A 13,481-nucleotide genomic window follows, 5' to 3' on the forward strand; every position below is an offset into this window, starting at 1 on the left:
TGGGGTCACTCGGCCGCGACGGCGTGCTGCGTGCCCAGGATGTCCACGACGAACACGAGCGTCTCGTCCTGCAGCTCGTTTCCCTCGCTGTCCCCGTATCCGAACTCCGGCGGGATGACCACGAGCACCTGCGAACCGACGGTCTGCCCTTCCAGCGCCTGCTGGAAGCCGGCCACGACACCGGTGGTGGTGAAGGTGGCGGGGGTGTCGCGATCCCAGCTGGAATCGAAGACCTCGCCGTCGGACCACTTCACACCGGCGTAGTGCACGAGCACCGTGTCGCCGGACTCGACCGTCGCACCGTCGCCGACCTTCAACTCGGCGATCTCGACCTCCGTCGGCGCCTCGGCGTCGGGGATGGTCACCGTGGGGGCGCCGTCGTCGTCGAGGGTCACGTCCGGCATGCCTTCGACGGGCTCCTGCTCCTCGCCCCACGCGGCGTCGGGAACGACGCTCAGCAGATCGAAGACGTAGACCTCCGCACCGTTGGTGTCGCTCGCGGGGAAGGCCGCGACCACGCGCGTGCCGGGGGTCGCGCACCCGACGATCTGACCGATCGGGTTGTCGGCGGAGATCTGTGCGGGAAGGATCTCCGCGCCCTCGTACCCGAGCGTTCCCAGCTCCTCGCCGGTCTCGGCGCTGTAGGCGGTGAGCGCATAGGACACGAGGTCGCCGGATTCCACGGGGTCTCCCTCGCCCTCGGTCACCACGGAGCTCTGAAGCTCGCCGACCTCGAGCGGGAACTCGAACGTCGCGGTGGACTCCTCGCCCGTCTCGCCCTCGACGGTCACGGCTTCGGAGGCCGACCCCGAGGGGGCGGCGGCGGCGCAGAGCGCATCGGCGGACGCGTCCGGTTCGGGGTCGGATGTGCCGCATCCGGCGAGCAGGATCGCCGCAACGGCGACGGCGGAGACGGCGAACAGGGAGCGATTGCGCACGAAGACCTCGAGACGGTGGACAGACACGGTCGCCCCCATCCTGCCCCACGATCTCTTTGATCGGGCTGAGAGCCCCGTCGCCCGGGCCGGGATCCGGTGGATCGACGAGCCGAGAGCCGACCGGCTCCACGCGCCCGGAGCATAACGTGCCGGGCATGCGATCCGCGGTAGCCTCGTCGGGTGATGTCTGCGGAAACCCCCGATTCCGAGAACACCGGCAACGACGACGAGCGCACGCCGGAGGGCGTGCGCCGCATGGGCGCGACCTATGCGTTCGGCCGCATGGTGGTGACCCCGCTCGGTCGGCTGCTGTATCGTCCGCGGGTCGAGGGCCGGCATCACGTCCCCCGGCAGGGTCCGGTGATCTTCGCCAGCAACCACCTGTCCTTCATCGACAGCATCGCGATACCCGTCGCCGCTCCGCGGCCGGTGCACTTCCTCGCCAAGGCGAGCTACTTCGACGGGCCCGGGATGAAGGGGTGGCTGTCCAAGCAGTTCTTCCTCTCGATCGGCGCGATCCCCGTCACGCGGGGTGCCGGGCAGGCGGCGCTGGACGCCCTCGACCAGCAGCGACTTCTGCTGGATCAGGGCAGCGCCGTCGCACTGTACCCGGAGGGGACTCGATCCCTCGACGGGCGCCTCTACAAGGGGCGCACCGGCGTCGCCTTCCTCGCTCTCCAGACGGGCGCTCCGGTGGTGCCGGTCGGCCTCATCGGCACAGACCGCGTCATGCCCGTGGGCGCGAAGATGCCGTCGCTGCGCGAACGTGTCACGGTGCGATTCGGTGAGCCGATCGATCTCTCGCATCACGGTGCCGCGTCGTCGGGACGCGCTCGTCGCGGGGCCACGGACGACATCATGAACGCCATCCAGGCCCTCTCGGAGCAGGAGCTCGCGGGCGCCTACAACGAGCTGCCCGCCCACGGGCCGATCGAGAAGATCAGGCAGGCGCTGCCGCACGAGCGCGTGTGAGCGCCCGGCAGCTCAGGCCGCCACGCGCACGGTCGCCTCGTGACGCACCGGGAAGTTGACGGAGTTCGCGATGAAGCACCATGCGTTCGCCTGACGGTGTGCCGCGTACGCGGCATCCACCATCCCCTCCTCGGCGACCGTGACGACGGGGTGGAGCACGACCTCACGGAAGGCGCCGCCGCCCGTGCCGTCGAGCACGAGGGTTGCGGTCGCGTCGTCGTGGTACGCGGTGACGACCACACCCGCGGTCACGCACGCGTGGAGGTAGGACAGCAGGTGGCACTGCACGAGGGATGCCAGGAGCATGTCCTCGGGGTTCCACCGTGCCGGGTCGCCGCGGAACGGGGCATCGGCCGAGCCGAGCAGCGCCGGCTTGCCCTCGACCTCGAGGGTCACGGAGCGGTCGTAGTCGCGGTATCCGCTCGTGCCGCTTCCGCGCTCACCGGTCCAGGTCGCGCGCATCGCGTAGGAGTGTTCGCCGGGCATGGGGCCAGTCTGACACGACCGGCCCCGCGCACGGGCGGACGTTAGGCTGGTGGTGTGCCGGAGACCTTCGCCGCCAGCAGCGCCGTCCCCCTCGCCGTCGTCGAACGCAGCGGGTTCATCGAGTCCCGCCACGTCGGGTCCGCGATCGTGCTGTCTCCCGACGGCGGCGCGTCGACGACGCTGGGCGACACCGAAGCGCCGATCCTTCCGCGTTCGTCGCTCAAGCCGGTGCAGGCGCTGGCGATGCTCGCCGCCGGCACTCCCCTCGAGGGCGAGCGACTCGGCATGGCCACGGCCAGCCACTCCGGCACCGATCGGCATGTCGCCGCCGTGCGAGACATCCTCGACGCCGCCGGCCTCGATGACACCGCCTTGCAGTGCCCGCCCGCATGGCCGGGAGACGGCCCGGCGCGCGACGCGATGGTCCGCGCCGGGGCCGCGCCGGCGCGCGTGCGGATGAACTGCTCCGGCAAGCACGCCGCCATGCTCCTGGCCTGCACGACGAACGGCTGGCCGATCGAGACGTATCTGCATCCCGAGCATCCGCTCCAGGTGCAGATCCGCGAGGTGACCGAACGCCTGACCGGGCAACGGGTGACGACGACGGCGATCGACGGATGCGGTGCGCCGGTGTTCGCGATGAGCCTCGCGGCGCTCGCGAAGGCGATCCACCGCATCGGCACGTCGTCCGAGCGCTCGCCCTTCGCGCTCCATCGCAGCGCGGGGGCGCTGGTGCGCGCCGTGAAGGAGAACCCGTGGACGATCGACGGCCCCTCGCGACCGGACACGCTGGCCATCTCCCGACTGGGGGTGTTCGCCAAGGGCGGCGCCGAAGGCGTGATGGTCATGGTCGCCCCCGACGGCACCACCGTCGCCGCGAAGATCCTCGACGGCAGCGGACGCGCGGCGACCGCGGTCGCGGCGCGCCTGCTCGAGCGCGCCGGAGCCCTGGCAGAGGCGGACGTCTCCGCGCTGCTGGCGGAGCTGCCGCTGCGGGTGACCGGCGGTGGCGTCGAGGTGGGCCGGATCCGTCCCGTCTTCTGAGGATCAGTCACGGTCGGACTGCTGCGCCGCGAGACACACTCGGCGGGGGGCTGCGCCACCGCGGACGAGCCAGGCGCGCGCTCCTCGCGAGTCGCACGGGGGCGGAAGATCGCGATCACCGGTCAGCGTGCGGTAGGCCGTACCGCACGCGGCGTCGATCAGCAGGTCGTGCTCGAGGCGGATGCGCGTGAGCGTCCGCCAGTTCCGCTGCCACAGCTCGGGGTCTCCCACCAGCACCGTGCGCGAGCCGTCGCCGCCCACGTCGTCGGCCTCGTCGACCATCCGCACCGTGGCGCCGCCCGCCTGCCACGCCGAGAAGAGCGACCGTGCGCGGGGCCCCGGCGCGATCACCACCCCCGTCAGACCTCGCGGCGGTCGCCAGAGGTCGGGCTCCACCCGGCCGGACTCCCCGGGAAGGGGCACGATCGCGGTCTGGACGACGACTCCGTCGAGGGTACCGCGGCCGGGAGGTGCGCTGGGGTCGAATCCCGATGCAGCGCCACCGGCGGCGATGTGCTCCGCGCGCCCCGGGGTGGCGAGCACCAATCGCCGCGCGACCGTCTCGGCCACCCGTGCGAGCGGCCCGGAGAGCCGACGGGCGGTGAGAATGACGAGGTATCCCCCGTGTCCCGCGTCTCTCACGATCGCTTCGAGCAGCGAGATCGCCGCCGCGGCGTGGTCGGCGGGAAGGCGCGCGAGCAGGGTGTCGACGTCGTCGAGCACGATCGCCGTCCCGGCGGCCGGCGGTCGCTCGGCGCAGCCGACGAGCTGATCCCACCCGTGCTCGAGATCCGCCGGGATCCACACCGAGCCGCCCGGCGCCTGCGCGGCGATCAGCGCTGCGGCGCAGGAGCGACCCGAGCCCGCACGGCCGACCACGAGCAGGGAGCGATCGGCCACGAGAACGCCGACGCGGCGCTGGTCCTGCTCGGCGGGGAGGTCGGCGAGACCCAGCGTGAGGTCGGATGCAAGCCGACCGGCTTCGCCCGCACTCAGCCGCGGGTCGGAGATGTCGATGCGCTCCGGCAGCGTCGGATGCCATATCGGGCGCGGGGCGGGTCCGGTCTCGGCGCCTCGAGCGCAGACCCGATCGAGCAGCCCGTCGTCGCTCAGACCGATACGCACGCGCTGGGGCTCCGCGTCCGACGCACGTCGCACGATCGCCACGCCCGCGCCGTCGCGCCCGCCGGGCAGCAGGGCGGCGTCTTCGGTGCCGACGACGGCCCTGCTGTCACCCCGATCGGCGACACGCAGGCTCACGCGCAGCGGACAGTTCGCCAGCAGGGCGTCTCTCACCACCCCGGCGATGCGTTGCGTGCCGAGGACGAGGTGCATGCCGAGCGCACGACCGCGCGCTGCGACGTCGGTGAACACCGTGTGCAGCTCGGGATGCTCGCCCAGCAGCGCCGCGAACTCGTCGACCACGATGACCAGGCGAGGCAGGCGGACTCTCGGGTCGGCGACGTCCCGTGCGCCGATCGCCGTCAGTGCGCGCTCGCGCATCCGGATCTCCGCACGCAGACTCTGAAGGGCCCGCTCCGCACCGTCACCGTCGAGATCGGTGATCACCCCCGTCACGTGGGGGATCCGAGCGAGCGCGTCGAACGCGGTTCCGCCCTTGAAGTCCGCCAGCAGGAAGACGACCTGTTCCGTGGAGTGGCTCGCACACAGCGCCAGCACCCACGACACCAGCAACTCGCTCTTGCCGGATCCGGTCATGCCCGCCACGACGGCGTGCGGACCGTCGTCGACGAGGTCGATCGGCACGACGACGCCGGCCGCCGCGGCGAACCGGGCGGTGAGCGGGCCAGCATCGCCCGCGGGCTGCGAGGCGAGAAGGTCGCCGAGCGACACGACCGTCTCCTCGTCGTCGCCGCGCATCCGAGCCGCCCGCGCGGCGAGGATCGATGCCGCCGCGGCGCACTGGCGGGGATCGAACATCTCCGGCGCGACGTCGCGACGCGCGATGCCGTCGTCGACGATCGCACCCGTCGGTGAGGTCACGGTCATGCGCACGGTGCACTCCGGGGGCGGCGGCGCCGACTCGTCCACCCGCGCGAGCACGAACGTCGCCGACGGGTGGGCCACGTCACCCGGTTCGAGCAGACACATCACCGTCGGAGCGTCCCGCACATGCGGCAGCTGCTGCGCCCACACGTGTTCGGCCCCGGGACCGGACACGACACGCAGCCGCCCCGGTTCGATACCGAGGACGAGCTGCAGGGCGAGGGCGCGAATCGCAGCGGCCGCGAGCATTCGCGGACCCGAGACCGCGACGCCGCCCTCGAGCGGAACGACGACCGGCGCGTCCGTGAGGCGACCCGCGTCAGCGCGCAATGCCGCGTCTTCGGGATCGTCGCCGCCGCCGGTGACCCGCTGACCGCTCGCCCGCTCACCACGGCCGACCACCAGGGAGTTGTCGCGGACGACCGAGCGCCGCCAGATCTCGGCGTCGTCGTCGAGGAGCGCGCGTGCATCGGGATGTCGCTGCCGCATCGCGCGCCGCTCGGCGTCGTGACGCTCACGAAGGCGTTCTCGTACCGCGCGGCGAGCCGCGGCCGACGTCGCCGCGGCCCGACGGTGCTCGCGACGGGCCGCACGCCGGGAATCGAGCAGTGACGCGACCGCGATCACCGGGCCGAGCGCGGCGAGCCACAGCGCCAGCACGTGACCGGTGACGACCCAGATCATCACCGCCCCGGCTATCGGCGCCAGCGCAGCGAGAACCGGGATGCCGCTGCGGCGCGCCGGGGCCGGGGGTGCGGGGAGGACAAGCTCACCCGCGTCGTACCGGAGATCCGGAGCGGGCGGGTTGTCGACGGCGGGTGGGGGATTTCGCACACCCTCATTCCATCCGCCGAGGCGGACGGGCGGGCGTCGCAGCGGCCGGCCTGTGGACGGGAGGGGGTCAGTGCTGCGCCGGGGAGGGATCTTCGGCCGCGACATCGAGCACGATGATCGTGATGTTGTCGCGTCCGCCGTTCTCGAGCGCCGCGTCGAGCATCGCGTCGACGGCGGCAGCCGGGTCGGCGTTCTCCCCCAGGAAGTGCTGGATGCCGTAGTCGGTGAGCTCCTTGGTGAGCCCGTCGGAACAGATCACGAATCGATCGCCGTCGACGAGCTCGAGCCGCACGTAGTCCGGTGTCACGCCGTCGCTCGGGCCCACGGCGCGGGTGATCACGTTCCCGTAGGGATGATTCTCCGCTTCCTCGGGGCTCAGGCGACCGGAGGAGATCAGCTCCTGCACGACGGAGTGATCCGTCGTGATCTGCGCGAGTGCACCGTCGCGCAGGAGGTACACGCGGCTGTCGCCGATGTTGAGCGTCACCCAGTGCGGTTCGTCGCCGGAGACATCCAGATAGACACCCGTCACCGTCGTCCCGGTGCCCTCGTCGGTGGCCTTGGGATGCGATGCGATGTCGCGGACCGCCTTGGCCAGCGCCTTCTCGATCGTGCGAGGAGTGACCGAGCCGCCCTCCACCGTGCCCGAGAGCCGCTCCACGGTGCGGGAGCTGGCGATCTCGCCGCCGATGTGGCCACCCATTCCGTCGGCGACGACGAAGAGCGGATACGAGGCGAGCACCGCATCCTGATTGATCTCTCGTCGGCGGCCCGTGTGGGTGGTCGCCGCCCACGCCAACGACCACGTTCCCGCCGCCGTTGCGACGGAACGCGTGTGGGTCGATACGTCGGGCACGCCCTGACTCTCCCTCGAACGGTCTTGTCGGCAGCACCGAGGCGCTGCCGCGTGCTCACAGCCTAATGGACGTGGCCCCGGGCGCCTCCCGGCTCGGCTCGGCGCGTCAGACCTTGGCGCCGGGATCCTCGGGCAGCGGGAACAGGGCGTCGATCTCCGCGACCTCGTGGGCGTCGGGCGTCCAGGCGGTGGCCGCGTCGGCGTTCGCCCGCACCTGGTCACCGCTGGTGGCGCCGGCGATCACGCTGGAGAGCTCGTCGTGCGAGAGCAGCCATCCGATCGTCGCCTGCAGCATCGTGATGCCGCGATCGCCGCAGAAGGCGGAGAACTGCTCCAGCGCATCCCACGGGGCCTGCTCCCACACGTGGGAGCGCTGGCGAGAGATCCGCGTGTCCTCCGGGGCGTGGGAGCGCGTGAACTTCCCGGTGAGGAGTCCGTTGTGCAGGGGGAAGTACGGAAGGAATCCGAGCCCGAATCGGCGAACGGCCGGAAGGACCTCGCGCTCGGCCGCTCGCGCGAGCAGGCTGTAGTGGTTCTGAGCCGACACGAAAGGCACGCGATGGGAGGTCGCGGCGATGAAATCGGCTTCCGCGATCTGCCAGCCCGCGAGGTTCGAATGCCCGAGGTAGCGCACCTTCCCCTCGCGCACGAGGTCCGTCAGCACATCCAGGGTCTCTTCGATGGGCGTGTGGGGATCGGGGGTGTGCAGCTGATACAGGTCGATGTGATCGGTCTGCAGGCGCGAGAGGGACCCCTCGACGGCCCTGCGGATGTAGGAGCGCGAGGCCTTCGCACCCGCGGGCGGATATCCCATGTCGCGACCGAAGTGCCCGAACTTGGTGGCGATGATCACCTCGTCGCGTCGGCCGCGGAGGGCCTCGCTCATGAGCGATTCCGACAAGCCCGGCTCGCCGCCGTACATGTCGGCCGTGTCGAGGAAGGTCACCCCGGCGTCGACCGCCGCGTCGATCACCGCCCGTGTGCCCTCGATGGTCTCCGTCTTCGTGCCCGGGCGACCGAAGTTGTTGCACCCGAGGCCGACGGCGGAGACGAGGAGGCCGGACGTGCCGACGCGACGGAGGGGAACCGATGAACTCATGGCCTCCACGCTAGCGTCGCTCGCAGGTCCCGGCGCCACGCGACGACGTGCCCCCCACTCGGTGGTGAGGGGCACGTCGCTCGCGTCAGGACTGCTTCGGCGGCTCCGGTGCTGCCGGCGGCTCGGTCGACGGCGGCTGGGTCGGCGGGGCCGGCGGCTGGGTCGGAGCCGGCGGCTGGGTCGGCGCCGGCGGCTGCGTGGAGGCCGGCGGGGCCGGCGGCTGAGCGCCGGGTGCGGGCGGCGGCTGGTACCCGGCCGGGGGCTGGTAGCCCGCGGGGTACCCCGGCTGCGTGACCGGGTTGGCCGGGTAGCCCGCCGCGGGAACCTGCGACGGAATGCCGGACCAGGTCGTCTTGTCGGCGAGGAAGTTCCCAGCCCACGGGGCCGCAGGGATCGCGGTGTTCCAGCGCGACCGGTCGAAGGCGTTGATGCCCAGCCAGACGATGGCCAGGAAGATGTAGAGGATGATCCAAACGACTTCCTTCTGGAGCTTGAGCCCCACCCGCCATGCGGCGAGCACGGTGTAGACGCCCGCGGCGAGCGGGAAGAGCCATCCGATCACCGGGATCCAGCCCAGCACGATGCTCGCGCCCCACAGGCCGAGGAGCCACCAGGGATTCAGGTCGCCGAGCTTGACGAAGATCAGCGTGTTGTAGATCGGCACCCACGCCCGCCACTTGCCCTGCACGCCCGCCTTGTCGAAGATCTTCATGAAGAAGAACGCGGTCAGGACGTAGCCGGCGATGGCGAAGATGAACCAGAACACGGCGAAGATGAAGAAGAACGCGACATCGCTGCCGCTGTAGGAGTAGTCGACGCTACTGAACGTTTCCACGGGTACCTCTCCCAGATTCGGCCCGCCGTGCGGCGGGTCGTGAGACATGGTAGCGAGAGCGGACGCGTTCTGTCAGGAACCTCCCAGACTTTCTCGTGAACGTTCGTTGCCGGGGGCTTGGTCACCTGACGCTCAATCGGAGAACAGCAGCAGGTCACCGCCCTCGCCGCGGCGGAGATCGACGTCGCTGGCGGCCGCCCACGAGAGCAGGTCGTCGGACCCGGCTATGGTCGCCGCCGACGTCGCCAAGCGGCGGACGAGCTCACCCTTGGCGTGCTTGTTGAAGTGGTTCAGCGCCCGCACAGTGCCGTCCGGCCCCGATGCGACCACCCGCACGTACGACGAGGGCAGGTTTCCCGGAACGGGGCCGAGCGCCACATAGGCTTCGGAGCGCAGATCCAGGACGAAGTCCGGCGCCGCTTCGGCCAGCGCATCCGACACCGCGCCAGACCACAGCCGCTTCGACGATCCGAGCGTCGGCAGCGTGACCGCCGCCGACATGCGGTACGCCGGAATGCCATCCATGGCGCCGACCGGACCGAACGGTGCGGAGTGGATCTGCACGTGCGCGGCCAGCCATGCGCGTGAGTCATCGTCCAGGCCACGTGCGTCGAGCGCGTCGAAGAGCACCCCGGTGTAGCGGTCGACGGCCGCCATCGTCGGAGAGACGCGCGCGACGGCGTTCAGCCCGATGTCGGCGAGCTGCGTCTTCCCGAGCCTGAGCGTGCGAGCGCTCTCCTCCTCGTCGCCGCTGAGGTCGACGAGCGCATCGACCACGCGGGACCGGAGGGTGGTGAGGGTCGGATGGGCGAGGCGATCCAGGGCGAGCGGCGGGCCTTCTCCCCCGCGTCGTTTGGTCTCGGACGGGGGCAGCAGAACGAGCACGTATCTCTCCGGGGAAGGCGAGAGGGCACGAGCTCCGGATACCCCGGATGCTCGCGCCCTCTCGGACTGCGTGTGTGTCGTCAGGCGACGACGGCGGCGTTGCCGGCCACGATCGTGAGCTCGTCGCCGGCCATCGACAGGAAACCGTCTTGCGCGTTGGCGACGACCTTCTGACCGGAGGTCTCGGTGATGCGCACCTGGCCTTCCGCGAGGATCGCCAGCACCGGCTCGTGACCGGGCATGAAGCCGATCTCGCCCTCGACGGTCTTGGCGACGACGAGCGAGGCCTCCCCCGTCCAGACCTCGGCGTCGGCGGAGACGAGACTCACTTTCAGCGGCACGTCGACTCCCTCCAGTCGCTCAGTACGAGCATGATCAGCCGTTCTCCTTCTGGATGCGGGCCCAGTTCTCTTCGACGTCGGAGATGCCGCCGACGTTGAAGAACGCCTGCTCGGCCACGTGGTCGAAGTCGCCCTTCACGATCGCGTCGAACGACTCGATCGTCTCCTTGATCGGAACGGTCGAACCCTCCACACCGGTGAACTTCTTCGCCATGTAGGTGTTCTGCGACAGGAACTGCTGGATGCGACGCGCACGCGAAACGACGATCTTGTCCTCTTCGGAGAGCTCGTCGACACCGAGGATGGCGATGATCTCCTGCAGTTCCTTGTTCTTCTGCAGGATCTGCTTCACCGCCGTGGCCACGCGGTAGTGGTCCTCGCCGATGTAGCGCGGGTCGAGGATCCGGCTGCTCGAGGTCAGCGGGTCGACCGCGGGGTACAGACCCTTCGAGGCGATCTCACGCGAGAGCTCGGTCGTCGCGTCGAGGTGCGCGAAGGTCGTCGCCGGCGCGGGGTCGGTGTAGTCGTCGGCGGGAACGTAGATCGCCTGCAGCGAGGTGATCGAGTGGCCGCGCGTGGAGGTGATGCGCTCCTGGAGCACACCCATCTCGTCGGCGAGGTTCGGCTGGTAGCCCACGGCCGAGGGCATGCGGCCCAGCAGCGTCGACACCTCGGAACCCGCCTGCGTGAAGCGGAAGATGTTGTCGATGAACAGCAGCACGTCCTGCTTCTGCACGTCGCGGAAGTACTCCGCCATCGTCAGCGCCGAGAGGGCGACGCGAAGACGCGTCCCCGGCGGCTCGTCCATCTGACCGAAGACGAGGGCGGTCTTGTCGAAGACGCCGGCCTCGTCCATCTCGCCGATGAGGTCGTTGCCCTCGCGCGTGCGCTCACCGACACCGGCGAACACCGACACACCACCGTGGTCCTGCGCGACGCGCTGGATCATCTCCTGGATGAGCACCGTCTTGCCGACGCCGGCACCGCCGAAGAGGCCGATCTTCCCACCCTGCACGTACGGGGTCAGCAGGTCGATGACCTTGATGCCCGTCTCGAACATCGTGGTCTTCGACTCGAGCTGGTCGAAGCTGGGCGCCTGGCGGTGAATGCCCCAGCGCTCCGTGACCTCGACCTGTTCGCCCGGCTCGGCGTTGAGGATCTCTCCCGTGACGTCGAACACGCGGCCCTTGGTCACGTCGCCGACGGGCACCGTGATCTGGTCTCCGGTGTCGCGCACCTCCTGGCCGCGGACGATGCCGTCCGTCGGCTTCAGGGCGATCGCACGCACGAGGTCGTCGCCGAGGTGCTGGGCGACCTCGAGAGTGATCTCGGTCGACTCCTCGCCGATCGTGATCGTCGTCTTCAGCGCGTTGTAGATGTCGGGGATCGCGTCGTGCGGGAACTCGATGTCGACGACGGGTCCGGTCACCCGGGCGACACGCCCGACGACCTGCACGTCCGTCTTCTCAGCGGTGAGGCTCATGGCTTCTTCTCTTTCGTGATGGTCTGTTGCGCCGTGCCGGTCACTTGCCCGACGCGAGGGCGTCGGCGCCGCCGACGATCTCGGCGATCTGCTGGGTGATCTCGGCCTGGCGTGCGTTGTTGCGCAGTCGCGTGTAATCGGTGATCAGCTTGTCGGCGTTGTCGCTCGCGGACTTCATCGCCTTCTGCGTCGCAGCGTGCTTGGCCGCCGACGACTGCAGGAGGGCGTTGAACACGCGGCTCTGGATGTACACCGGCAGCAGAGCGTCGAGAACCGTCTCGGCGTCGGGCTCGAACTCGTAGAGCGGATACACCTGCGAGTCGGTGCTCTCCTCGGCCTCGACGACTTCGAGCGGCAGCAGGCGCACCGTCTCGGGCGACTGCGTCATCATGCTGACGAAGCGGTTGTACACGAGGTGGATCTCGTCCACTCCGCCGTCCTCGCCGCCGCGGTCGTAGGCATCCAGAAGCGTTGCCGCGATCTCCTCGGCGGTGTGGAAGTGCGGAGTGTCGGTGTCACCCGTCCACTGTGCCGCGCTGTCCATGCGACGGAACTGGAAGTACCCCACGGCCTTGCGGCCGATGAGATAGAACACCGGCTCGCGGCCTTCCGAACGCAGGAGCTCGGCCAGCCGCAGACCCTCGCGGAGGATCTGCGAGTTGAACGCGCCCGCCAGTCCCCGGTCCGAGGCGAAGATCACCACGGCGGAGCGGCGGATGACCTCGCGCTCCACGGTCAGCGGGTGATCGACGTTCGAGTGCGTGGCCACGGCGGAGACGGCCCGCGTCACGGCCCGCGCGAAGGGCGAGGAGGCGCGCACACGCCCCATCGCCTTCTGGATGCGCGATGCCGCGATGAGTTCCATCGCCTTCGTGATCTTCTTGGTGGTCTGAGCAGAGTTGATCTTCTGCTTGTAGACCCGCAGTTGTGCGCCCATGGTTCCTGTCCCGGGGCGCCTTAGCGGCGGCCCTTGACGATCTTCTCCTGGTTGACGTCCTCGGCCGCGGCGGCGGAGACCTCTTCGTGGCCGGGCTGGTTGATGGCCTGGCCCTTGCCGGCCTGGAACTCCAGCACGAACGCGTCGGTCTTCGCCTCGAGCTCGCTGAGGATCTCGTCGGTGAGCACGTTCTTCTCGCGCAGGTCGTCGAGCACCGAGGTGTTGCGACGCAGGTAGTCCAGCAGCTCGCGCTCGAAGGACAGCACGTCCTCGACCTCGATGGTGTCGAGCTTGCCGTTGGTGCCGGCCCAGATCGACACGACCTGCTCCTCCACCGGGTACGGCGAGTACTGGGGCTGCTTCAGCAGCTCCGTGAGGCGGGCACCGCGAGCCAGCTGGCGGCGCGACGCGGCGTCGAGGTCGCTCGCGAACATCGCGAACGCTTCGAGGGAACGGTACTGGGCGAGCTCGAGCTTGAGCGTTCCCGAGACCTTCTTGATCGACTTCACCTGAGCGTCACCACCGACGCGCGACACCGAGATGCCGACGTCGACGGCGGGGCGCTGGTTCGCGTTGAACAGGTCGGACTGCAGGAAGATCTGACCGTCGGTGATCGAGATCACGTTCGTCGGGATGTAGGCCGAGACGTCGTTGGCCTTCGTCTCGATGATCGGTAGACCGGTCATCGAGCCGGCGCCGAGCTCGTCGGAGAGCTTCGCGCAGCGCTCCAGCAGACGCGAGTGCAGGTAGAACACGTCACCCGG

12 protein-coding genes and 1 pseudogene are annotated in these 13,481 nt (G+C 70.0%); 2 read left to right on the forward strand and 11 right to left on the reverse strand.

Going from position 1 to position 13,481, the window contains the following annotated elements; genetic code table 11:
• Positions 1 to 5 precede the first annotated feature (5 nt).
• The gene (locus tag B3S45_RS13790) at positions 6 to 965 is read right to left on the reverse strand and encodes an FKBP-type peptidyl-prolyl cis-trans isomerase (protein WP_286721307.1); all 960 of its coding nucleotides are present in this window, start codon (positions 963 to 965) and stop codon (positions 6 to 8) included.
• A gap of 156 nt (positions 966 to 1,121) precedes the next feature.
• Here B3S45_RS13790 and B3S45_RS13795 point away from each other — a divergent pair, with 156 nt between their 5' ends.
• Positions 1,122 to 1,910, forward strand: a complete 789-nt coding sequence (locus B3S45_RS13795) for a lysophospholipid acyltransferase family protein (protein WP_390178586.1) — start codon at positions 1,122 to 1,124, stop codon at positions 1,908 to 1,910.
• Between the two features lie 12 nt (positions 1,911 to 1,922).
• Here the strand turns inward: B3S45_RS13795 and B3S45_RS13800 are convergent, their stop codons facing one another.
• Positions 1,923 to 2,396 carry an OsmC family protein gene (locus B3S45_RS13800; RefSeq protein ID WP_286721309.1) on the reverse strand — a complete coding sequence of 158 codons (474 nt, stop codon included), beginning with the start codon at positions 2,394 to 2,396 and terminating at the stop codon, positions 1,923 to 1,925.
• Positions 2,397 to 2,450: 54 nt separating this feature from the next.
• Here B3S45_RS13800 and B3S45_RS13805 point away from each other — a divergent pair, with 54 nt between their 5' ends.
• On the forward strand, positions 2,451 to 3,440 hold the full coding sequence (locus tag B3S45_RS13805; protein ID WP_071045299.1) for an asparaginase: 990 nt from the start codon (positions 2,451 to 2,453) through the stop codon (positions 3,438 to 3,440).
• Positions 3,441 to 3,443: 3 nt separating this feature from the next.
• Here the strand turns inward: B3S45_RS13805 and B3S45_RS13810 are convergent, their stop codons facing one another.
• The 9 genes and pseudogenes from B3S45_RS13810 to B3S45_RS13850 form a co-directional block, all read right to left on the reverse strand.
• The gene (locus B3S45_RS13810) at positions 3,444 to 6,281 is read right to left on the reverse strand and encodes an FtsK/SpoIIIE domain-containing protein (RefSeq protein WP_286721311.1); all 2,838 of its coding nucleotides are present in this window, start codon (positions 6,279 to 6,281) and stop codon (positions 3,444 to 3,446) included.
• A gap of 67 nt (positions 6,282 to 6,348) precedes the next feature.
• A complete protein-coding gene (locus tag B3S45_RS13815; RefSeq protein WP_071045300.1) occupies positions 6,349 to 7,137 on the reverse strand; it encodes a PP2C family protein-serine/threonine phosphatase in 789 nt (262 codons plus the stop codon).
• 106 nt (positions 7,138 to 7,243) lie between these two features.
• Complete coding sequence (locus B3S45_RS13820) at positions 7,244 to 8,236, reverse strand: aldo/keto reductase (protein WP_286721313.1); 993 nt, start codon at positions 8,234 to 8,236, stop codon at positions 7,244 to 7,246.
• 85 nt (positions 8,237 to 8,321) lie between these two features.
• Positions 8,322 to 9,071 (reverse strand): DUF5684 domain-containing protein, encoded by a 750-nt coding sequence (locus B3S45_RS13825; protein WP_071045302.1) that lies wholly within the window; start codon positions 9,069 to 9,071, stop codon positions 8,322 to 8,324.
• A 132-nt stretch (positions 9,072 to 9,203) separates the two neighbouring features.
• Positions 9,204 to 9,956 (reverse strand): YaaA family protein, encoded by a 753-nt coding sequence (locus B3S45_RS13830; protein ID WP_194383430.1) that lies wholly within the window; start codon positions 9,954 to 9,956, stop codon positions 9,204 to 9,206.
• Between the two features lie 80 nt (positions 9,957 to 10,036).
• Positions 10,037 to 10,297, reverse strand: a complete 261-nt coding sequence (locus tag B3S45_RS13835) for a F0F1 ATP synthase subunit epsilon (RefSeq protein ID WP_071045304.1) — start codon at positions 10,295 to 10,297, stop codon at positions 10,037 to 10,039.
• A gap of 34 nt (positions 10,298 to 10,331) precedes the next feature.
• Positions 10,332 to 11,780 (reverse strand): F0F1 ATP synthase subunit beta, encoded by a 1,449-nt coding sequence (gene atpD, locus B3S45_RS13840; protein WP_286721316.1) that lies wholly within the window; start codon positions 11,778 to 11,780, stop codon positions 10,332 to 10,334.
• A 40-nt stretch (positions 11,781 to 11,820) separates the two neighbouring features.
• Positions 11,821 to 12,717 carry a F0F1 ATP synthase subunit gamma gene (locus B3S45_RS13845; RefSeq protein ID WP_286721318.1) on the reverse strand — a complete coding sequence of 299 codons (897 nt, stop codon included), beginning with the start codon at positions 12,715 to 12,717 and terminating at the stop codon, positions 11,821 to 11,823.
• Between the two features lie 20 nt (positions 12,718 to 12,737).
• A pseudogene (locus B3S45_RS13850) lies at positions 12,738 to 13,481 on the reverse strand (F0F1 ATP synthase subunit alpha); the annotation flags it as partial.

The organism is Microbacterium sp. UBA1612 (genome assembly GCF_002321605.1).
GTDB classification, from domain to species: domain Bacteria; phylum Actinomycetota; class Actinomycetes; order Actinomycetales; family Microbacteriaceae; genus Microbacterium; species Microbacterium luteum.